This window comes from Shinella sp. GW835-FHT14H05 (assembly GCF_058793575.1).
Genome location: NZ_JBXAFY010000002.1, coordinates 69,416 through 89,771, shown reverse-complemented (window position 1 = coordinate 89,771; position 20,356 = coordinate 69,416). Strand labels below are relative to the sequence as shown.

Below are 20,356 nucleotides of genomic sequence, written 5' to 3'. Positions count from 1 at the left end.
CATGGCGGGCAGGATTTCCGAGATCGAGGTCTTCGTGAAGGTGGTGGAGACGGGCAGCTTCACCGCGGCGGCCGATGCGCTGCATCTCTCGCCGTCGGCCGTCAGCAAGATCATCGCCCGCATCGAAACGCGGCTCGGCCTGCCGCTCGCCGTGCGCTCGACGCGTAAGCTGCGGCTGACCTCGGAGGGCGAGGATTATTTTGCCCGCGGCAAGCAGATCCTCAAGGATATTTCCAGCCTGGAGCGCGGGGTGAAGGAGAGCGCCGGCCAGGTCGGTGGCGTGCTGCGCGTCAGCTGCAACGTGCCCTTCGGGCTGCATTGCGTATCGCCGCTGGTGCCCGGTTTTCTGGAGACCTATCCCGAGATCAGCCTGGAATTCTCGCTGTCCGACAGCACCACCGATCTCATCGGCGATGGTATCGACGTGGCGATCCGCACCGGCGTTTTGACGGATTCGACCATTCGCGCCCGGCGGATCGTCGCGTCGCCACGCAGGGTGGTGGCCTCGCCGGCCTATCTCGACAAACATGGCATCCCGGCGGAGCCGCGCGACCTGTTGGAGCACAATTGCCTGACGCTTGGCTTCAGCCGCAGCTACGGCAAGTGGCCGTTCCGCATCGAGCAGGACGGCATCCCGACCCAGCTCGATCTCGCGGTGAAGGGCAATCTCAGCCTCGACAATGGCGAGAGCCTGCGGCGGTTCGCGCTGGATGGCGTGGGGCTTGCGCGGCTGTCCGAGTTCCATATCGGCCAGGACCTGAAGACGGGGCGGCTCGTCGCGGTGCTCGACACCTATAATCCAGGTGATCGCGAGCCGGTCTCGATCATCTATGCGGACCAGTCGCCGCTTGCCCCGCGCATCCGCGCTTTCATCGATTATCTGGCCCGGCATATCGTCGCTTAGGATTTGTGACGAAACGTACAGGATCAAATGACCAATCTTCACCGCACCTGGCCGGGCTGTGGTGTTACTCCTTGGATCAGAGGTTCCGCCTGCCCTGAAGGAGGGCGCCCCGCTGCGGGCGCCGGGCATCCGGAGCCGCCAGGCAGACATGCCTGACAGGAGGATCCGGAATGAATGGTTTGGCCGATCTCAGGATGTTTTCGGAAATCGCCCGCTCGCAGAGCATGGCAAGCGCCGCCAATCGCCTCGGCATGGCGCCGGCGACGATCAGCGGGCGGCTGAAAGCGCTGGAGGACCATTATGGTGTGGCGCTGGTGCGGCGCACGACGCGCTCGCTGTTGTTGACGGAGGAGGGCAAGCTGCTGCTGGAGAGGGCGAGGCCGGTGCTGTCGGGCTTTGCCGATCTCGAGCGCGACATGGGCGGACGGCGCACGGCCGTCTCGGGCGGCCTCGTGCTCTCCTGTGCTGCCGACATCAGCCGCGTGCAGCTTCTCTCGCTGGTGCGCAGCTTTTCCCGCGCCCATCCTGATCTTCAGTTTTCGCTGCGCTTCGATTCGCCGGGCAGCCTGCATGAAATTCCTTTCGATGCGGCGCTGCGGGTCGGGCCGGTGCGGGATTCGAACCTGACGATCCGGAAATTGTTTTCGATGGAAACGGTGACCTGCGCTGCACCGGCCTATCTGGCGGAACACGGCGTTCCCGCTCGCCCGGCCGACCTCTGTCGGCATGAATGCTTGCGGCTCGACGGTTCCGGGTTTGCCGGCAATGACTGGGCCTTTCGCGAGGGCGCGGGCACCGTTTCGGTCGGCGGGCGTTTCCGGGCGAGCGATCCCGCAACGCTGAAAAACTTTGCTGTTCAAGGCCTTGGTATCCTGCGCACGGCATTGGCGGACGTGGAGACGGAACTTGCCTCCGGCCTTCTGGCGCCGGTGCTCGGTGCGTTCGAGCCGGAGCCGCAGACGGTCTGCCTGCTCAGCGACAGCCGGCGCCGGCTGCCCGCCAGGACCTCGGAATTCATCGATTTCGCCCAGGCGCATGTCCGCGCGCCGTTGGGCGTGCGGGGAAATCTGCCGATGCCGTCGCAGGGCGACCTCTGCAAAATAGTGTAAAATTTATTTTCTTGCAAAAGTTATGAAAAGAAATTAGTTCTATCGGTCGAGGCAAGTTCCCTCCGGCCGACAGGGCTGGCGGCCGGGTAGGCCGGATGGAGGGAATGAGCGGACCGCCTGGAGGGGTGGTGCGCCGGGGCTGGTCCCCGATTGCCATGGGAGGTTTGGGCAATGGATTATGGTCTGAAAGGCAAGCATGTGCTGGTCACCGGCGGCGCCACGGGCATTGGCCTTGCGGTGGCCGAGGCCTTCGTCGCCGAGGGTGCACGGGCCACGGTGAGCGGCCTTTCCGAGGCGGAAGTTGCCGATGCGGTCGCAAAGCTCGGCCCTGAGGCGCGCGGCATGGCCTGCGACCTTACCGTCGCCGGTGAGGACCTGCGTCTCGCCGATTTCGCGCGGGCCGCAGCGCCCGTGGATTTCCTCATCAACTCCGTCGGCATTTTCGAAGTGCGGCCGTTCTTTGAAACGCGCGACGAGGACTGGTTCCGCTTCTTCGACGTCAACGTGATGACGGGCGTGCGCATGTCGCGGCTGCTGTTGCAGGACATGCTGGCGCGGGGCGAGGGCTCCATCGTCTTCATCAGCAGCGAGAGCGCGGTGAAGCCGCAGGCCTGGATGCCGCATTACGGCGCGATGAAGGCCTGCCTTCTCGGTGTTTCGCGGGCGCTGGCCGAACTGACCCAGGGCACGCGCGTGCGCGTCAACACCATCCTGCCCGGGCCGACCGACACGCTCGCTGTGCGGCGCTACCACGAGCAGATCGCTCGTGAAAAGGGCGTCACCCGCGAGCAGGTGGTCGCCGATTATTTCGACGAGACCGAGCCGACCTCGCTGATCCGCCGGATGATCGCGCCGGAGGAGGTTGCCGCGAGCGTCGTGCACCTTGCGGCCTCGCCCGCGCTGAACGGCATGGCGATGCGGGCCGAAGGCGGCACCATTCGCGCAATTCTTTGATCTTCAACCGGAAAAGACAATGGCTGACCTTCAGATCGACAACCTAGCAAAGACATTTAAGGGCGGCTTCGAAGCGGTGCGCGGCATCTCGCTCGATGTGGCCGACCGCGAGGCTGTGTTTCTGCTCGGTCCGTCCGGTGCGGGCAAGACCACGACGCTGCGCCTCGTCGCCGGGCTGGAGGAGGCGGGTGCCGGCCGCATCATGATCGGCGGCCGCGATGTAACACAATGGACACCGCGCGAGCGCAACCTCGCCATGGTCTACGACAAACATTCGCTGTTTCCGCATCTGAGCGTCTTCGAAAACCTCGCCTATCCGCTGCGCATCCGGAAGATGGCGGAGGCCGAGATCCGCCGCCATATCGCCGGCGTCGCCGAAACATTGCAGATCGAGAAGCTCTTGGAACGCCGGCCGAACCAGCTCTCCGGCGGGCAGATGCAGCGCGTCGCCATCGGCCGCGCCCTGGTGCGCGATGCGGATGTCTTCCTGCTCGACGAGCCGATCTCCCACCTCGATGCAAAACTGCGCGCCCGTATGCGCGTCGAGTTCAAGCGGCTTCAGCGCGAGTTCAAGGCGACGATGCTCTATGTCTCGCACGACCAGCTCGAAGCCATGACCATGGCGGACCGGATCGTGCTGATCAACAAGGGCCGTATCGAGCAGATCGCCGCCCCGCAGGACCTGTTCGACCGGCCGGAAACGCTGTTTGCCGCGACCTTCGTCGGCGAGCCGCCGATGAATGTCATGAAGGCGGTGATTTCCGAGGCCAATGGCTGCTATTCGCTCCGCGTTGGCGACGCCTATATCGAGGTCGATCACGACTGGATGCAGGACGGCGAGGCGGTAAAGCCCGGCGGCAGCTATCTGCTGGGGCTGCGCCCGCAGCAGCTTCACCTCTGCCCGCCGGATGCGGCACATCCCTGCCGCGTGCAGGGCACGGTCTTTGCCGTGGAGACGCTGGGCTCGCGGGTGGTCTTCGATATCGAGGTGGAAGGCCAGGTGATCCGCGCCATGACGACGCTCGACGCCGCGCTGAAATATCCGCGCGCGATCGGTGCGCCGATCGCGTTCCGCATCGATCCCGACTTCATCTACCTGTTCGACGCCGATAGCGGCCGCACCGTGCGCCAGGCCCGCTTCACCCGACAAAAGCCGGCACGACTGCACGCCTGACCGGGCGTGACGATGGATACGCATGCACCATCAACTGAGGAGGAGAGAATGAACATCGTGAAATTGAGTGCCGCAACGGCGGCCGGGCTGTCGCTGCTGATGCTGGCCCTTCCGACCCACGCGCAGACGGAGGCGCAGAAGGCACTTTCAGGCAAGACCGTGCACTTCCTCGCCCCGTCCATGCCGCAATTTGCGGCGCTGGCAAAGTTCTTCCCGGAATTCGAGGAGAAATACGGCATCAAGGTCGTGGTCGACGAGGTGCCGTTTGAAAACTACCGCCAGAAATCGCTGGTGGAAATGCAGCAGGGCACCGGCACCTACGACTTCTTCGCGGTCGACGTGATGTGGCTTGCCGAATATGCCGCCGCCGGCTTCCTCGAGCCGTTGATGCCCTATGTCAAGAATGCCGACCTGACGGATGCCGACTACGACATCGACGACTTCCTGCCGCGCGTCATCAGCGGCACGGGCGTCTTCAACGACACGCTCTATACACTGCCGATCGGCGCAGGCCCCGTCGGCACGACGTTCCGCGCGGACGTGGCGGAGAAGGCGGGTTTCAAGCTGCCGGAGCGCTTCTCGCAGGAATTCACCACGAAATACATGTATGACGCCGCCAAGAAGGTGAACAATCCCGAATCCAACATGATCGGCTTCGCCAACATTCCGGGCCGCTGGTTCTGGGGCGTCACCTACCTGCCGTACCTGTTCGCCTACCAGACGCCCGAGACCAAGGGCGACGAATATGTCGACAAGGACTGGAAGATCACGATCAACAACGAGCGCACCGTCGCCTCGATCGACTATTTCCTGAGCCTGAAGGAATTCATGCCGGCCGACAGCGCAAACTGGGGCATCGGCGAGGCGACCGCCGTCTACCAGGCGGGCAATGCCTTCGGCACCTGGAACTACCAGGACTTCGTCAAGGGCTTCTTCGAGGATCCCGAAACACAGGCGAAGGTCGCCGGCAAGAACGTGCACCTGCACACGCCGGCCGGTCCCGATGGGGTGATCGACCCGTGGTTCGGCGCCTGGTCGCTCGGCGTTTCCAAGGATTCCAAGAACAAGGAGGCCGCCTGGACCTTCATGCAGTGGGTCACCTCGAAGGACGTTCAGGCCCGCGCCACCCAGTATGGCGCCGGCCCGTCGCGCCACTCGACCTACAAGAGCGAGACGCTCGCGAAGTACCAGCCCTGGTGGCCGGGCGTCTACGAATTCATGCTGAAGGAGACCAATCCCGACGAGCGCGTGCGCGTGCCGGAATGGGCGGAAATCTCCGACATCATGGGCGAAGAGGGCAACCGCGTCTGGATCGGCGAGATCGACAGCAAGACGGCCGCCGCCAACATGGAAAAGCGCATGACCGACGCCATGCGCAAGGGCGGCTACTACATTCCCGGCCGCAACGACCTGCCGAAGCAGCAGTGGCGTGATCTGACCTACTACGATCGCCTGCCGTCCGAGTGGAACTGATCTCTGAGGGTGCCCGGGCGTGATTTCACGCCCGGGTGCCGGCTGCCTCTCCAACCGCAATTCAAAGGGACTGAGACATGTCGATCTCGGAACGCACCACAACAGCCCCGCCGATGGCGCTTAGCCATAGGGGCATCCTGTCCCGTTTCGGCCCTTCGAACCGAGCGGTCTTCCCCTGGGTGCTGATGGCGCCGACGCTGATCATCCTGTTCGCCATCGGCATCTATCCGTTTCTCTACTCGCTCTACATCGCGAGCCACAACGTCATCCTCTCCAAGCCGTACCTGCCGCGCATCTTCGTCGGGCTCTACCAGTACCAGGCGCTGATCCAGGATCCGGAATTCTGGCATGCGCTGCGCAAGACCCTGCTGTTCACGGTGCAGGCGGTGTTCATCGAATTCTGGCTCGGCCTCGGGCTGGCGCTGCTGTTCCAGCGGCAACTGGCCGGCATCGCCTTCATGCGCGTCTTCATCCTCATCCCGATGATCCTGCCGCCCTTGGTCGCTGCCCTCATCTGGCGCTACATGTTCTATCCCGGCGCCGGCCTGATGACCTATTATGTCGGCGGCATTACCAAGGCCCTCGGCTTCGGTGAAATCCCGTTCCTGTCCGACCCGACGATCGCCTTCCAGACCCTCGTGTTCGTCGATGTATGGGAATGGACGCCGTTCATGTTCCTGATGCTGTCGGCGGGCCTCGCCTCCATTCCGCGCCAGCCCTACGAGGCGGCGGAAATCGACGGCGCGAGCTCGTGGCGAGTGTTCTGGACCATCACCATGCCGCTGCTCCGGCCGGCGATCCTGATCGCCGTCGTCATCCGCACCATGGATGCCTTCCGCACCTATGAGCTGATCGTGATCATGACCCGCGGCGGACCGGGCAATGCCACCACCACCATGAATGTCTTCCTGACGAAGACCGGCCTCGAATTCTTCGATGCGTCGAAGGCTGCGGCCCTGTCGCTGATCATGATGATGATCATCATCGTGATGAGCTTCGTGTTCATCCGCGTCTTCCGGTCCAAGACCGAAGTGGCCGAGTAAGGAGAGCCGCCATGAAGCAGCCAACCTACAATATGGAATCGCCCGCAGCGCCGCTGGTGCAGCGCAACTGGTGGGTCTACCTGGTGCTCATCCTCGTCTGTCTGGTCAATTTCGTGCCCTATCTATGGGTGGTCATGACCGGCTTCATGGACGGCGCCTCGGCATCTTCCGCCACGCCCGCCTGGTTCTTCACGCCCTCCCTCGAAGCGTTCCATTACCTGATCGTCGAGAAGGGCATCATGAAGAACTTCTTCAACAGCGTGATCGTCTCGCTCGCCTCGACCTTCTTCTCGGTCACAATAGGCATGTTCTGCGCCTATGCGCTGGCGCGCTACGATTTCACCGGCCGGGACGATGTGTCCTTCTGGGTGCTGACCAACCGCATGATGCCGCCGGTGGCGGTGCTCATCCCCATCTTCGTCACCTTCCAGACCGCCGGGCTGCTCGACACGCTGGCAGGCCTGGTCCTCCTCTACACGGCCATGCAGCTGCCCTTCGTGGTCTGGATGCTGACCGGCTATTTCCGCGACATTCCCCGCCGCTACGAGGAATCCGCCATGGTGGACGGCGATACGTGGTTTGCCGCCTTCCGCAAGGTCACGCTGCCGCTGATGATGCCGTCGATCACCGCCACCTCGATCTTCGTCATGATCCTCTCCTGGAACGAGTTCGCCTTCGCGACCTTCCTCACCAGCACGCAGGCGAAAACCATGCCGCCCGCCATCATGGCCTATTCGATCGGAGCGGACATCCGCTGGAACGTGCTCGGTGCTGCCGTCGTACTGATCACCGCGCCGCTCATCCTCTTCGTGCTGCTGCTGCAACGCCAGCTGATCAGCGGGCTCTCGCAGGGCGTGGTGCGCAAATGACCTCTTTCCGCAACAGAATGGAACGCCATCATGGCTGATATCGAGATCCACAGTCTGATGAAGCAGTTCGGCGCGTTCAAGGCCGTCGACGACGTCAACATCACCGTGAACGATGGTGAATTCGTCTTCCTGCTCGGCCCCTCCGGCTGCGGCAAGACGACGACGCTGCGCATGATCGCCGGCCTTGAAATGCCGAGCAGCGGGCGCATCGCCATCGGCGGGCGCAACGTCACGTTCCTCCGGCCGCGCTACCGCAATGTCGGCATGGTCTTTCAGGACTACGGCCTCTACCGCCACCTGACGGTCTTCGGCAACATCGCCTATCCGCTGGAAGTTCGGCGGCTGGGTCGTGCAGAGATCGCGCAAAAGGTCGAGGCGGTCGCGCGCACCATGCAGATCACCGAAGTGCTGCAACGCAAGCCCGACCAGCTTTCGGCCGGCCAGCTCCAGCGCGTGGCGATCGCCCGCATGCTGGTGCGCGATGCGGACGTCTTCCTGATGGACGAGCCGATGTCGCATCTCGATGCCCAGCTGCGCGGGCAGATGCGCGCCGAGCTGCGCCACATCCAGAAGACCGTCGGCGTCACCACCATCTTCGTCACACATGACCAGCTGGAAGCCATGACCATGGCCGACCGCATCATCGTGATGAAGGACGGCGAGATGCTGCAATTCGCCACCCCACGCGAAATCTTCGAGAGGCCGGCAACGGAATTCGTCGCGACCTTCGTCGGCGAGCCGCAGATGAACATTCTCGACGCCCGCATCGCGCGCCTCGAAGGCAAAATCGTCGCGATGACCGAGCATTTCGCGGTGCCGCTCGATGCCGATTGGGTGGCGCGCAACCACCTTGCGGACCTCGTCGACCAGCCGGTGCGTCTCGGTATCCGCCCGGAACACATCGCGATCCGCGAAACGCCGGATGCAGACCACCGCATCGTCGCCGAGCTCTATTCCTTCGAGCCGACCGGCGCGGAAAATCTCTACGTGCTTCAATGCGGTTCCGTCATGGTGACGACCCGCAGCTCCACCACCGAAACGGCCCATCTGTCGAAGGACGAGGGCAGCGCGCTTGCGGCCCGCTTCGATCCGAACTGGATCTATCTGTTCGATCCCGCGACGGGCCGTACCATCGCGCAGGCCGCCGGCAGCGACGTTTCGAGAGAGGATATCTGACATGAACCGGTCCAACGTCATCCTTCTCGTCATCCTGGCCTTGTTGCTCGGCTCCTGCACCGTCATGGCCGGCGATGTCTCGCATTGGCCCGCCTCACTGATCGCCGTCATCGTCATCGTCTCGCTGAAACTCTGGAACGACCGGGCAAAACTTCTCGCCTGGCCGATGGAGTTCCTGCTGGCGGCGGGCGTGTCGATGATCGTCATCAATCTGGCCCGGCTCTACGTGACGCCGCTGCCCTATTGAGAAGGATGATCCCGTGACAAGCCCCGCCCTTGCCGTCACCGCGCTCACCAAATCCTTCGGGGCCAAACGCGCCGTGGAGGACGCCACCTTCTCGGTGGCGCGCGGCGAGATCACCGGCTTTCTCGGCCCGAATGGCGCGGGCAAGACCACAGTGATGAACATGATCGTCGGGCTCACCGCGCCGGATGCCGGCGAGATCGAGCTGTTCGGTGTGCCGCAGGGCAGCCGTCAGCGGGATCTGCGGGTGCTGTTCGGTTATTTGCAGGAGAAGCCGCGGATCTATCCGGAAATGACCGCGCGGGCTTATCTCCACTTCTTCGCCGATCTCTACGGCATCGCCGATACAGGAAGCCGGGTGAAGGAAGTGATCGAGTGCGTCGGCCTCACCGCGGCGGCCGACCGGCGGCTCGGCAATTTTTCCCGCGGCATGCAGCAACGTGCCTGCCTTGCCCGCGTGATGCTACACCGGCCGGAACTGCTCATCCTCGACGAGCCGACGCTCGGCCTCGACCCGAACGGCGTCGCCGATATGCGTGCGATCTTTCGAGAGATGAGGGCTGAGGGCGTGACGCTGCTGTTCTCCTCCCACCAACTGGCCGAGATGGAGCGGGTCTGCGACAGCGTCGTCTTCATGCGCCAGGGCCGCGTTCTGGCAACAGGACGGCCGGGGAAGTTGCTTCCGGCCGGCCTCTCGGCGGGCAGCCTTCAGATCGAACTCTACGAATCGGCCGCACAATGCCTTGAGGGGATTGGCCGCCTGCCGGATGTGGCGCGGGTACATCAAACCGGGCCGCACCGACTGGAACTCGTGCTGCGCGGCTTGCCCGATGACGGGCGTGATGCGCGGGCGCATGCGGTTCGGCTGCTTTCGAGCGCAGGATACACCGTGCTCTCGGTCGATGCTGCCACGCCATCTCTCGAAGACATCTTTATCGGTTTGACCCGGCCGGAAAGCCGGGTCCGGCAGGAGCCCGCAGGGCTCGTTCATTGAAAGGGAAAAGACCATGGACCTCGGCTATCGCGACAGGCGCTGCCTGATTACCGCATCCACCGGCGGCCTCGGCCTCGCCATTGCGACGGCCATGGCACGCGAGGGCGCGACCGTGGTCATCAACGGCCGCAGCCAGGACACCATCTCCAAGGCCATTGCGCGCATCCGGGCAGAGGTGCCGGAGGCGCGGCTGGAGCAGGCGGTCGGCAATTCCGGCACGAAGGAGGGCTGCGACGAACTCATCGCCAATTGCCCCGATGTCGACGTGCTGGTGGTCAATCTCGGCATCTATGAGGCCGTGGATATCTACAAGGCCGGCGACGACCGCTGGTATGCGCTGATCGAGGTCAACGTCATGAGCGGCGTGCGCCTCGCCCGGCACTACCTGCCAAAGATGCTGGCGCGCAACAGCGGCCGCGTTGTGTTCATGGCAAGCGAATCCGGCATCAACCCCGCGCCGGAAATGCCCGCCTACAGCGCCACGAAGACCATGCAGCTGTCGCTTGCCCGCAACCTTGCCGAAACGACCAAGGGCACCGCCGTCACCGTCAATTCCGTACTGCCCGGCCCATGCAGCACCGAAGGCGTGGCCGATCTCATCGCCGGCCTCTATCCCGGCGTTCCCACAGCCGAGGCGGAGCGCCGCTTCGTGGCGGAGAACCGCCCGACCTCACTGATCCAGCGACTGTCGAAGCCGGAGGAGGTGGCCGATTTCGTCACCTTCATCGGCAGCACGCGTACCGGCATCGTCAATGGTGCGGCGCTCAGGATCGACGGCGGCCTGATCCGCACCGTCATGTGACCGGTCGCGCCATGGAGCACGTTCGCCCGCCCTACATTTCCCCGCGATTGCGCCCGCCCGGCCTGGGACGGCAGACCTTCCTGCTGGTGCGTCGGGAAGTCGCCGCCAAGTTCGCGTCGGTGTGGTTCTGGCTGGTCGCGAGCGCGCTCTGCCTTATGGCGTACGTTTACGGTGCCGGTTTCGCACGGACCTTCGAGACGGAGTCCGTCGTGGTGACGGCCGATCCGCTGGCTGGCTTGAACACGCTGGTGGTGGCCTTCCTTGGCCTGGTGCTGGGGTTGCGGCTTGCGGGTTCGCTTAGCTGGGAGCGCGAGCACCGGACGCTCGAAGTCCTGCTCGTCGGCCCGGTGCCGTCGAGTGTGATCGTGCTCGCGAAATATCTCGCGGAACTGCTCGTGCTCGCTGCCCTCGTCGCCGTCTACTGCCTCTATCTCGCTGCCGCCCAGCCCCTCGGCGCCGGCGTGACAGGGTTGGGGGATTTCGCCGGCATCCTCGAAAACGGCCTGTTCGTGCTGCCGGTCATGGCGATGGGGCTTGCCGTTTCCGGCATGACCGCGTCGGTGCGCATGGCAGTCGTGCTCTATCTCGCGCTCGTTGCGCTGCTTGCGACCTATGAGGTGGTGCTCGGCCTGCTGCGGACGATGCCGGCGGACAGCATGAGCCTGTTTTCGCTCTATCTGCGGGCGCTGCTGGAAGCTGCAACTCCATTGCTCCACGCGCTCTCGCCCGTGGCCGGCATCGCCTTCCTGGCCGAGCGGCTCGTCACCCAGCAGGCGCTCCCGCTGTCGCAGTCCCTTGGCGTCGTCGTGCTGACGGCCGGCCTGCTGCTCTTCGCCTGTATCGCCACCAGAATGAAGGGGCCTTAGTCATGCGGAGATTGCTTGCTATCCTCCTTCTGTGCCTCTCCTCCGCCAGCGCCGCGGAAGCGATCGAGCCCGAGCGCAGAGACGCCGTCATCGTCACCGGCCGCGTCTGGGACGGCTTTACCTTCAAGGACATGTTCCTGCCGTCGCAGGCCGGGACGCTGCACCTGCTTGCCGGCCAGGACAGCGCCATCTCCTTCGTCGAGACGCAGGAATATTACTGGCCGCTCTCCCGGCAGGTCTATGTCGACCTTGAGAAGAAACGGCGGGAGGTGAACGGCGTCCTCACGATCACGCGCGACGGCAAGACCGTCGCCGAGGTCGGTCCTTCTCCCTATGTCATCCTCTATCCCAAAGGCGCCCTGAACGGTAACGGCCAGCTCCTTTGGGGCGCGGAGGCCATGAGGGCCTACAGCGCTTACCAGGAAGATGAGCGAACCTTCGCGCGCCGCTATGTCGAGGCTGAAGCGCAACAGCGTGTCTATGAACGCAAGCTCCTGGAAGCGGGGGCGGCACGGCTGCGCGGTGCGCCGGTCGAGGTGATCGACGCGCCCGACCCGCTGCTCAAGCCGAGCCTCAAGCTCGTAACGGCGCCGGCTGCGGCCTATCGCGTTGCGCTCGCTGCCGGCGCATACGAAATGGCGCTCTCCGTCGAAGGCGTGCTCGTGCCGGGCACCGCGCGCAGCCTCGCCGTAGGCGACATGGCCGGCCGCCGGGTGACCGTCGCGGATGTGGTGCCCGAAGAGCGCTGGACGCGGCCCATCGCCACCAACAGTGCGGACATGCGCATCTTCGCCCGGCCGGGCTCCACCTTCTATCTGACGCTCTCCGAGGCGGATCGTTTCGACGAGACGGAATACCTGCCGGTCGTCTCGCCGCAGCAGGATGCGGTTTCGGGCCGAAACGTCTGGATCCGCCGCGCGGCATCACCGCTCGACAGCGTCGCCGCCCGCTTCACCGAGACGCAGGACCTGCCGCTCGCCCGCCTGAAGGTGGTGCAAACGGAAGGCTCCGGCTTCGGCTACCAGGTCCGCGCCGCCAAGGAAGGCGAAAAGGAAGACTTGAAAGCCTTCGCGGTCTCGGTGCCTGCGGAGGCCGGTGTATCGCGTGGCGAAATCCGCTCGGAAGGAGAAGGCCCCGCCGCCTTTCACCGCGAGATCGTGGTGGTCCAGCCCCGCAACGACGGCCTCGCCCTCAGCCTCGCGCTTCTGCCTCTGCTCGGCTGGCTCGGGCCAAAAATCCTTCGCGCGACGAAGAGCAAGGCAGACGCATAAGGCACGCTGCACATGAAACCCCGGAGGCGCCAAGCGTCCGGGGTATCCATTCTTCAGGTGCAGATCGCCACTGATTGGAAACGGCAATCAATTCCCCCGCTTTGTGAATTGGAGGTAATCACCGGCATGGGCTAGCCTTCGATCATCGGATGAACAGTCGCATCCGAATGGGAGGAGAGCCTATGCTGGATGTGACGTCGCCCGACGGCCGGACTTTTGCCGAGCGCCTGCGGGCCGGGGAACCTTGCTATTCGCTGGGGATCCGTACCGCCCGTTCGGTGGATTTCGTGCGCATGGCGGCGAGTTCCGGCTATGACGCCATCTGGATCGATCTCGAACACAGTACTATTCCGCTCGACACGACCGCCCAGATGACGGCGACGGCACGCGACCTTGGGCTGGAAGCCTGGGTGCGAGTGCCGGAGGGCGATTTCGGCGTGATCGGGCGGGTGCTCGATGGCGGCGCCTCCGGACTGATCATCCCCCAGGTCGAAACGGCCGAGGATGCGCGCAAGGCCGTCAGCTATTGCCGCTATCCGCCGGAAGGCGGCCGGTCGCACAATGCGCTGACGTCCCCCTTCGGCTTCCGACGGCTCGACGGCAAGGCGCGGGCCGAGGCGGCGAACCGTTCGGTCTTCCTGCAGGTCCTGCTCGAATCCGCCCATGCCATCGACAATATCGATTCGATCGCCGCCGTCGATGGTGTGGACGCCATCGGGCTCGGCCTCAATGATCTTTCCGCGAACCTGAACATGTTTGGCGACGTGCGGGCGGAGGCGATCACCGCGTTCTGCCGGCGGGCCATCGCGGCCGGTGCGAAACACGGCAAGCTCGTCATCATCGGTGGCCTCCAGGGGCCTGATCACTACCGCGAACTGGTCGATCTCGGCGCCGCTCCTTACGTCTTCGCGGCCATCGACACCGACATCTTCGTCGACGTTCTCGACCAGCGCATCGCCCGGTGGCGTGCCGCCATCTCAGCCTGATTCTTCTCGACCATTGCAGGGAAATTCTCGATGACTGAACCGCTGACCTCCGAACCCATGCTGCCGCTTGCTGGCCTGACCCGACCGTCCTTCGCGGTGCCGAAGGGCGCTTGCGACGCGCATATGCATGTCTTCGGGCCGGAATCGCTTTATCCGCATGTGCTGAAGCCGCATTACACGCTTCCCGACGGCAAGCTCGATCATTTCCACGAGTTGATGACGGTGCTGCATCTCGAACGCTACATCATCGTGCAGCCGAGCTTTTACGGCACGGACAATCGCTGCATGCTCGATGCGCTGAAGGTGGCCGGGCAACACGCGCGCGGCGTCGCGATGGTGGAGGACGATGTGTCGTCGGCCGAGCTGGAGGCCCTGCACGAACAGGGCATTCGCGGCCTGCGCCTCGATCTCTTCAAGCGCGCAGACCTGCCGATCGCGGAGATCCAGGCCTATATCACCGCGATGGCGGCGAAGATCGCGCCGCTCGGCTGGCACCTGCAATTCTACGTGCCAGGCCGCGTCGTGCGCGACCTGATCGGTTTCCTCGGCACGCTGACCGCCCCCTACGTCATCGACCACATGGGCTACATGATGGAGGAGGACGGGCTGACGGAGAGGGATTTCCAAAAACTTTTGACGTTGATGACGGAGAGCCATTGTTACCTGAAGCTGAGCGGCCCCTATCGCGTCGCCAAGGACAAGGGCTACGGCGCCGTCGCCCATGTGGCGAAGGCGATCGTCGAGACGGATGCGAGCCGCGCCATCTGGGGATCGGACTGGCCGCACATCCCGAAATCGGGCCGCGACACAGGCGAATTGCTCAATCTTCTCGTCGAATGGGCGCCGGATGCCGCCGATCGGCAGAAAATCCTCGTTGACAACCCAAACAGGCTCTTCGGCTTCGAATGAAGGACCGGCATTGATACCGGCTGGCAGGGCACGCAGATGTATATAGGATTACCCAGCATAGCGGCCATGGAACACAACGCGACTGAGGCCGGAACCATGCAAGCACGACCGGATGCCGCGGCGGAACCGCTTCTCTCCGTCCGCAATCTCAACGTTCAGTTCCGTTCGAACGACCGGCTGCTGCATATCGTGCGCGACGTCAGCTACGATGTGCGGGCCGGTGAGCTGGTGGCGCTGGTTGGGGAATCCGGCTGCGGTAAGTCCGTCTCGTCGCTCGCGGTGATGCGCCTGCTGTCCGATCCGACGACGACGCGGTTTTCCGGCGAGGTGCGCCTTGCGGGGCGGGATTATCTGCGCCTGCCGGAAAGCGAGATGCGGCGGCTGCGCGGTCGCGACATCGCCATGGTGTTCCAGGAGCCGATGACCTCGCTCAATCCGCTGATGACCGTCGGCCGCCAGATCATGGAACCGATGTTGGAACACCTGGACATCGACCGCGCCGCCGCACGCGAGCGGGCGATCGACCTCCTGAAGCGGGTCGGCGTGACGGATCCGAAACGGCGCATGGACCAGTATCCGCACGAGTTTTCCGGCGGCATGCGCCAGCGCGTCGTCATCGCGATTGCGCTGTCCTGCAATCCCAAGGTCATCATCGCCGACGAGCCGACCACAGCACTCGACGTCACCATCCAGGCGCAGATCCTCGATCTCCTGCGCGCTCTGGTGAAGGAGACCGGCGTCGGCCTCGTGCTGATCACCCATAATCTGGCGCTGGTGGCGCGCTATGCCGATCGCGTCAACGTCATGTATGGCGGCAGGATCATCGAATCCGGCACGGTCGAGGATGTGCTGCGCCAGCCGCGGCATCGGTATACGGCGGGCCTGCTAATGGCCGTCCCGCGGCTCGACCTGCCGCGTGCGGCGCGGCTGCACACGATCCCCGGACAACCGCCGAGCCCGGCGCGTTTCCCATCCGGCTGCGCCTTCAGCCCCCGCTGTGGCGCGGCGACAGCGGCCTGCGGCAGTGTGCCGGCCGATACGGTCACCCGCGACCGGCGCTATGCCTGTTTCCATCCGGTCGTCGATGTGCTGCCACAGGAGGGAGAGCATGCGGCGGCAGGTGCCGAGCACACGTTTGGCACGACAGTGCTCAGTGTGCGTGGCCTGACGCGCCACTTTCACCTGAAGCGCAGGGCAGTGGTGCGTGCGGTCGAGGATGTGTCTTTCGACATTCCGCAGGGCGGTACGCTCGGTCTCGTCGGGGAATCGGGTTGCGGCAAGACGACGGTGGTGCGCACGCTGCTGAGGCTTCAGAGCGCCACCTCCGGCCGTGCCGATTTCGCGGGGCAGGACATCCTGTCGGCGGGCAAGCGGGATCTTGTCGCGCTGCGGCGGCAGATCCAGGTCGTCTACCAGGACCCGTCCACCTCGCTCAATCCCCGTCACCGCATTGCCTCCATCCTCGCCGAACCGCTTTTGGTGCACGGCCTCTGCAAGTCACAGGGCGAGGCCCGTGCGCGCGTCGAGGAACTGCTCGACCTGGTCGGCCTGCCGGCGGAGATGGCGGAGCGTTATCCGCACCAGATGTCCGGTGGCCAGCGCCAGCGCGTTGGCATCGCCCGCGCACTCGGCATGAACCCGCGGTTGATCGTCTGCGACGAACCCGTCTCGGCGCTCGACGTGTCGATCCAGGCGCAGATCATGAACCTTCTCGCCGATTTGCAGGCGAAGCTCGGCCTTAGTTACCTCTTCGTCGCCCACGATCTCGCGGTCGTGCGCCACATCTCCGATGTCGTGGCGGTGATGTATCTCGGCCGGGTCGTCGAGACGGCGACCCGCGCCGAGCTCTTCTCCACGCCGCGCCATCCCTATACCCGCGCCCTGCTTGCGGCCGTGCCGTCTTTCGCGGCGGATGCGGGGCAGGGGCCGGAGGTGAAAATCACTGGCGAGCTGCCGTCGCCGCTCAATCCGCCGACCGGCTGCGTCTTCCGCACGCGCTGTCCGATGGCGGTGGAGGCGTGCGCGAAGGTCGTGCCGCCGCCCGTCGCCTTTTCCGATACCCACCACGTCGCCTGCATAAGGGTCTGAGATCATGCTCCAGTTCATCGGCAGACGGCTTCTTCTGGCCCTTCCCACCCTTCTCGGCGTGGCGACGCTGACCTTCTTCATGCTGCATGTGCTGCCCGGCGATCTCGTCGAGACCATGCTGCGCGCCGAGGGCGGCAACCCCTCGGTGGAGCTCGTCGCCGCCGAGCGCGCCCGCCTCGGCCTCGACCAGCCGCTCATCGTGCAATATTTCGAGTTCCTGAAGGGGCTCGCCGCGCTCGATCTCGGCCAGTCGCACTGGACCGGCAAGCCCGTCGCGGAGGAAATCTTCTCGCGGCTGCCCGTCACGCTGGAAGTGGCGGCGCTGAGCATGATCGTCGCGATTGCGCTGGCCATACCGCTCGGCACGCTCGCCGGCATGTATCCGGGAAGCCCTATCGACTACGCGATCCGCTCCTTCGCCATTGCCGGTATCGCGCTGCCATCCTTCTGGTTCGGCATGGTCGTGGCGCTTGCCATGCTGTGGTATTTCAACTGGCTGCCGCCGCTCGGCACCGCCTCGCTGTTCAAGAACCCGCTGACAGCGCTGCAACAGCTCATCCTGCCGGCGATTGCGGTTGGCTATCGCTACTCCGCCATCCTCATCCGCATGATGCGCTCCTCGGTGATCGAAACCATGCACGAGGATTTCGTGCGCACCGCACGCGCCAAGGGTCTGGCGATGCGCACCATCATCCGGCGCCATGTCATCCCCAATTCGCTGCTGCCGACGATCACCATGATCGGGCTCGAATTCGCGCTGCTCGTCGGAAGCCTCGTCGTCATCGAGCAGGTGTTCAGCCTCAACGGCATCGGGCGCTTGTTCATCGAGTCGGTGTCGCGCAGCGATTTCATCGTCATCCAGGGCATCGTCATGGTGCTCACCCTGATCTTCATCGCCGTCAATTTCCTGGTCGATCTCGCCTATGCGGTCATCGACCCCCGCATCCAGTTGGGCTGAAGCCATGCGCAAATCCTCCGCCGCAACCGAACTCTGGACGACCCTGCCCAAGCCGCGCGGGCCGGTGATGAAACACATCCTTGGCCAGCCGCTCGGCGCGCTCGGCCTGGTGCTGATCGTGCTCGGCTTCGTCGTCGCCTTCGCCGCCCCGTGGATTGCGCCCTACGACCCGCTCGCCACCGACTACGGCAACGCCATCGCGCCGCCGTCCTTCGCCCATTGGATGGGCACTGACAGCTTTGGCCGCGATCTACTCTCGCGCATCCTCTATGGTGGCAGGACCGCCTTCCTCATCGGCGTTTCGGCGAGCTTCATCGGCTGCACGATCGGGCTCTTTGTCGGTATCACGTCTGCCTATGCCGGCGGCTGGGTCGATGCCATCGTCGAGCGCTTCATGGAAATCCTGCTGGCGATCCCGATCACGGTTCTCGCCCTGGTGCTCGTCTCCAGCCTCGGGCGCAACATGGTCTATGGGGTCGATCTCAACCTCGTCTTTGCGATCGCGTTGCCGATCATTCCGAAGATGGCGCGTGTCGCCCGCTCGCAGGCGCTGACCATCCGCAACCTGTCCTATATCGACGCGGCCGTAACGCTCGGCTTCAGCGACCTGCGCATCATCGTGCGCCACATGGCGCCGAACATTTTCGGCGCGTACATTGTGATGCTCACCGCCTTCATCAGCCAGGCGATCCTTATCGAGGCTTCGCTGTCCTATCTCGGGCTGGGCGTTGCCGAACCCACGCCGTCCTGGGGACTGATGCTTGCCGGCAACGCCTTCAACACCTCGATGACCGCGCCGTGGATCGTCATCTATCCCGGCCTCGCCATCGCACTGGTGGTCTTTGCCTTCTCGATGTTCGGGGATGCGCTGCGCGACGTCTTCGACCCGAAGGCGCGCTCGGACCGCTGACACTGCTTTGCATGTTTCTAGGGAGGAAACGACATGACGATCCACGGGAAGATACTGGCGCTCGCCGCAATGGGGGCGCTGCTGATGAACGGCGCTGTCGCGGCCGCGCAGGAGCCGGTGCCGAAGGAGGGCGGCATCCTGCGCTATGCGGTGAGTGACGATCCCGCCAATTTCGATTGCCACGCCGCCAACCATTTTGCGGCCCTGATGCGGCTTGCGCCGCACTATTCCACCCTGCTGCGCTTCAAGCCCGGCAGCTATCCCGATATCGAGGGGGACCTTGCCGATAGCTGGGAGGCCAACCCCGCCGATCTCACCTACACCTTCAAGCTTCGCCAGGGCGTGAAATTCCACGACGGCAGCGACCTGAAGGCGGCAGACATCGCGGCGACCTACGATCGCCTGACCTGGCCGCCGGAAGGCGTTGTTTCGGAGCGGTTGGAGACTTTCCGGCAGATCGAGAAGATCGACGTCGTCGATGACTACACGGTGCGCTTCAAGCTGAAGGAATGGGACGAATCCGTGCTCGGCACCTTCGCCTCGCCCTATAATTGCGTCTATTCGGCAGCGCTGTTGAAGTCGGAGGCGAGCTATCCGAAAGAGAAGGTCATGGGCAGTGGCCCCTTCGTCTTCGATGAGTTCGTCTCGGGCTCGGTCTGGAAGTCGTCGAAGTTCGAGGATTATTTCCGCGAGGGCCAACCCTATCTCGACGGGCTCGAATCCTACACGATGGAAGGGCCGGCGGTGGTGAACGCCATCCAGGCCGGGCAGATCCACACGGATTTCCGCGGCGTCAGCCCGCAGGGTGCCGATCGGCTGAAGCAGAGCCTTGGTGACGGCATTTCCATCGAATCCGGCCCGGCGCTCACCCACTTCCTGGTGACCTTCAATGCCGAAAAGCCGCCGTTCGACGACGAGCGCGTGCGCCGCGCGCTGAACCTCGCCATCGACCGCTGGGGCGGCGTGAAGGGCCTCGGCCGCACGACCGAAATGCGTTATGCGGGCGGCATCTTCCTGCCGGGCGGGCAGTTCGCCGCCTCCGACGCCGAACTTCAGAAGATGGCGGGTTTCGGCACCGACATCGCGGCGGCGCGTGAGGAGGCCAAGCGCCTGCTCAAGGAGGCCGGCCAGGAGAACCTGAGTTTTGACCTGACCGTGCGTAACGGCCCGCCGATCGTCGTCGATTTCGGCGTCTTCCTGGCGGATCAGTGGCGCCAGATCGGTGTCAACGCCCGCAACGTCGTGGTCGAGACCCCGCCATGGGCGGCCGCCCTTTCCGAGGGGTCCTACCAAGTGATCATCGACATCTATTCGGCGCTGCGCGAGGAGCCGACCGAGCAGATGACGAAATATGTCTCGCATGACGTGTCGGCCCGTTCGGCCGGCCGCTTCACCGACCGGGAACTCGACGATCTGTGGCACAAGCAGGCACTGGAGCAGGACAAGGCCAAGCGCATGGCGCTGCTGCGCACCTTCGAAAGCCGGCTCTATGAAAAGTCCTATTCCGTGCCGGTCGTCTGGCTGGAACGCATCGTCGCGATGAATGCCGCGCTGAAGGGCTGGACCTTCAATCCCAGCAACTTCCTCTACCTCGACCAGTCCTCGACCTGGCTCGACGAATAGGTC

At 64.3% G+C, this 20,356-nt stretch carries 19 protein-coding genes; all 19 read left to right on the top strand.

Translation table 11 applies throughout. The features are described 5' to 3' along the window. Position 1 precedes the first annotated feature (1 nt). Positions 2-904, top strand: coding sequence for a LysR family transcriptional regulator (locus AC1Q6Z_RS07850; protein WP_256114533.1), 903 nt, complete (start codon positions 2-4; stop codon positions 902-904). A 170-nt stretch (positions 905-1,074) separates the two neighbouring features. Then, complete coding sequence (locus AC1Q6Z_RS07845; RefSeq protein WP_492647332.1) at positions 1,075-2,013, top strand: substrate binding domain-containing protein; 939 nt, start codon at positions 1,075-1,077, stop codon at positions 2,011-2,013. A 171-nt stretch (positions 2,014-2,184) separates the two neighbouring features. Further along, a complete protein-coding gene (locus AC1Q6Z_RS07840) occupies positions 2,185-2,967 on the top strand; it encodes an SDR family NAD(P)-dependent oxidoreductase (RefSeq protein WP_492647331.1) in 783 nt (260 codons plus the stop codon). 19 nt (positions 2,968-2,986) lie between these two features. After that, on the top strand, positions 2,987-4,141 hold the full coding sequence (locus AC1Q6Z_RS07835) for an ABC transporter ATP-binding protein (RefSeq protein WP_492647330.1): 1,155 nt from the start codon (positions 2,987-2,989) through the stop codon (positions 4,139-4,141). Positions 4,142-4,189: 48 nt separating this feature from the next. After that, the gene (locus AC1Q6Z_RS07830; protein ID WP_492647329.1) at positions 4,190-5,614 is read left to right on the top strand and encodes an ABC transporter substrate-binding protein; all 1,425 of its coding nucleotides are present in this window, start codon (positions 4,190-4,192) and stop codon (positions 5,612-5,614) included. A 77-nt stretch (positions 5,615-5,691) separates the two neighbouring features. Further along, a complete protein-coding gene (locus AC1Q6Z_RS07825) occupies positions 5,692-6,657 on the top strand; it encodes a carbohydrate ABC transporter permease (protein ID WP_256114526.1) in 966 nt (321 codons plus the stop codon). Between the two features lie 11 nt (positions 6,658-6,668). Then, positions 6,669-7,526 (top strand): carbohydrate ABC transporter permease, encoded by an 858-nt coding sequence (locus AC1Q6Z_RS07820; protein WP_256114525.1) that lies wholly within the window; start codon positions 6,669-6,671, stop codon positions 7,524-7,526. Between the two features lie 30 nt (positions 7,527-7,556). Next, complete coding sequence (locus tag AC1Q6Z_RS07815; protein WP_492647328.1) at positions 7,557-8,702, top strand: ABC transporter ATP-binding protein; 1,146 nt, start codon at positions 7,557-7,559, stop codon at positions 8,700-8,702. A gap of 1 nt (position 8,703) precedes the next feature. Next, positions 8,704-8,949, top strand: coding sequence for a hypothetical protein (locus tag AC1Q6Z_RS07810; protein ID WP_256114523.1), 246 nt, complete (start codon positions 8,704-8,706; stop codon positions 8,947-8,949). A gap of 13 nt (positions 8,950-8,962) precedes the next feature. After that, positions 8,963-9,940 (top strand): ABC transporter ATP-binding protein, encoded by a 978-nt coding sequence (locus AC1Q6Z_RS07805; RefSeq protein WP_492647327.1) that lies wholly within the window; start codon positions 8,963-8,965, stop codon positions 9,938-9,940. 13 nt (positions 9,941-9,953) lie between these two features. After that, positions 9,954-10,742 carry an SDR family NAD(P)-dependent oxidoreductase gene (locus AC1Q6Z_RS07800; protein ID WP_492647326.1) on the top strand — a complete coding sequence of 263 codons (789 nt, stop codon included), beginning with the start codon at positions 9,954-9,956 and terminating at the stop codon, positions 10,740-10,742. 11 nt (positions 10,743-10,753) lie between these two features. Further along, positions 10,754-11,608 carry an ABC transporter permease subunit gene (locus AC1Q6Z_RS07795; RefSeq protein WP_492647325.1) on the top strand — a complete coding sequence of 285 codons (855 nt, stop codon included), beginning with the start codon at positions 10,754-10,756 and terminating at the stop codon, positions 11,606-11,608. Positions 11,609-11,610: 2 nt separating this feature from the next. Further along, entirely contained in the window at positions 11,611-12,879 is a 1,269-nt protein-coding gene (locus AC1Q6Z_RS07790; protein WP_492647324.1) for a hypothetical protein, read from the top strand. Between the two features lie 182 nt (positions 12,880-13,061). Continuing rightward, complete coding sequence (locus AC1Q6Z_RS07785; RefSeq protein ID WP_492647323.1) at positions 13,062-13,865, top strand: HpcH/HpaI aldolase family protein; 804 nt, start codon at positions 13,062-13,064, stop codon at positions 13,863-13,865. Between the two features lie 30 nt (positions 13,866-13,895). Beyond that, complete coding sequence (locus AC1Q6Z_RS07780) at positions 13,896-14,774, top strand: amidohydrolase family protein (RefSeq protein ID WP_492647322.1); 879 nt, start codon at positions 13,896-13,898, stop codon at positions 14,772-14,774. Between the two features lie 96 nt (positions 14,775-14,870). Beyond that, on the top strand, positions 14,871-16,862 hold the full coding sequence (locus AC1Q6Z_RS07775; protein ID WP_492647321.1) for an ABC transporter ATP-binding protein: 1,992 nt from the start codon (positions 14,871-14,873) through the stop codon (positions 16,860-16,862). A gap of 4 nt (positions 16,863-16,866) precedes the next feature. Continuing rightward, positions 16,867-17,820 carry an ABC transporter permease gene (locus tag AC1Q6Z_RS07770; RefSeq protein ID WP_492647320.1) on the top strand — a complete coding sequence of 318 codons (954 nt, stop codon included), beginning with the start codon at positions 16,867-16,869 and terminating at the stop codon, positions 17,818-17,820. Between the two features lie 4 nt (positions 17,821-17,824). Then, on the top strand, positions 17,825-18,730 hold the full coding sequence (locus tag AC1Q6Z_RS07765) for an ABC transporter permease (protein ID WP_492647319.1): 906 nt from the start codon (positions 17,825-17,827) through the stop codon (positions 18,728-18,730). 33 nt (positions 18,731-18,763) lie between these two features. Next, positions 18,764-20,353: an ABC transporter substrate-binding protein gene (locus tag AC1Q6Z_RS07760; protein ID WP_492647318.1), complete on the top strand. Its 1,590-nt coding sequence runs from the start codon at positions 18,764-18,766 to the stop codon at positions 20,351-20,353. The last annotated feature ends 3 nt before the right edge of the window (positions 20,354-20,356 follow it).

What these genes read in the sequence shown, in the direction of transcription:
- AC1Q6Z_RS07850 (WP_256114533.1), top strand. Translation starts at nt 2, where the DNA reads ATGGCGGGCAGGATTTCCGAGATCGAGGTCTTCGTGAAGGTGGTGGAG.
- AC1Q6Z_RS07845 (WP_492647332.1), top strand. Translation starts at nt 1,075, where the DNA reads ATGAATGGTTTGGCCGATCTCAGGATGTTTTCGGAAATCGCCCGCTCG.
- AC1Q6Z_RS07840 (WP_492647331.1), top strand. Translation starts at nt 2,185, where the DNA reads ATGGATTATGGTCTGAAAGGCAAGCATGTGCTGGTCACCGGCGGCGCC.
- AC1Q6Z_RS07835 (WP_492647330.1), top strand. Translation starts at nt 2,987, where the DNA reads ATGGCTGACCTTCAGATCGACAACCTAGCAAAGACATTTAAGGGCGGC.
- AC1Q6Z_RS07830 (WP_492647329.1), top strand. Translation starts at nt 4,190, where the DNA reads ATGAACATCGTGAAATTGAGTGCCGCAACGGCGGCCGGGCTGTCGCTG.
- AC1Q6Z_RS07825 (WP_256114526.1), top strand. Translation starts at nt 5,692, where the DNA reads ATGTCGATCTCGGAACGCACCACAACAGCCCCGCCGATGGCGCTTAGC.
- AC1Q6Z_RS07820 (WP_256114525.1), top strand. Translation starts at nt 6,669, where the DNA reads ATGAAGCAGCCAACCTACAATATGGAATCGCCCGCAGCGCCGCTGGTG.
- AC1Q6Z_RS07815 (WP_492647328.1), top strand. Translation starts at nt 7,557, where the DNA reads ATGGCTGATATCGAGATCCACAGTCTGATGAAGCAGTTCGGCGCGTTC.
- AC1Q6Z_RS07810 (WP_256114523.1), top strand. Translation starts at nt 8,704, where the DNA reads ATGAACCGGTCCAACGTCATCCTTCTCGTCATCCTGGCCTTGTTGCTC.
- AC1Q6Z_RS07800 (WP_492647326.1), top strand. Translation starts at nt 9,954, where the DNA reads ATGGACCTCGGCTATCGCGACAGGCGCTGCCTGATTACCGCATCCACC.
- AC1Q6Z_RS07795 (WP_492647325.1), top strand. Translation starts at nt 10,754, where the DNA reads ATGGAGCACGTTCGCCCGCCCTACATTTCCCCGCGATTGCGCCCGCCC.
- AC1Q6Z_RS07790 (WP_492647324.1), top strand. Translation starts at nt 11,611, where the DNA reads ATGCGGAGATTGCTTGCTATCCTCCTTCTGTGCCTCTCCTCCGCCAGC.
- AC1Q6Z_RS07785 (WP_492647323.1), top strand. Translation starts at nt 13,062, where the DNA reads ATGCTGGATGTGACGTCGCCCGACGGCCGGACTTTTGCCGAGCGCCTG.
- AC1Q6Z_RS07780 (WP_492647322.1), top strand. Translation starts at nt 13,896, where the DNA reads ATGACTGAACCGCTGACCTCCGAACCCATGCTGCCGCTTGCTGGCCTG.
- AC1Q6Z_RS07775 (WP_492647321.1), top strand. Translation starts at nt 14,871, where the DNA reads ATGCAAGCACGACCGGATGCCGCGGCGGAACCGCTTCTCTCCGTCCGC.
- AC1Q6Z_RS07770 (WP_492647320.1), top strand. Translation starts at nt 16,867, where the DNA reads ATGCTCCAGTTCATCGGCAGACGGCTTCTTCTGGCCCTTCCCACCCTT.
- AC1Q6Z_RS07765 (WP_492647319.1), top strand. Translation starts at nt 17,825, where the DNA reads ATGCGCAAATCCTCCGCCGCAACCGAACTCTGGACGACCCTGCCCAAG.
- AC1Q6Z_RS07760 (WP_492647318.1), top strand. Translation starts at nt 18,764, where the DNA reads ATGACGATCCACGGGAAGATACTGGCGCTCGCCGCAATGGGGGCGCTG.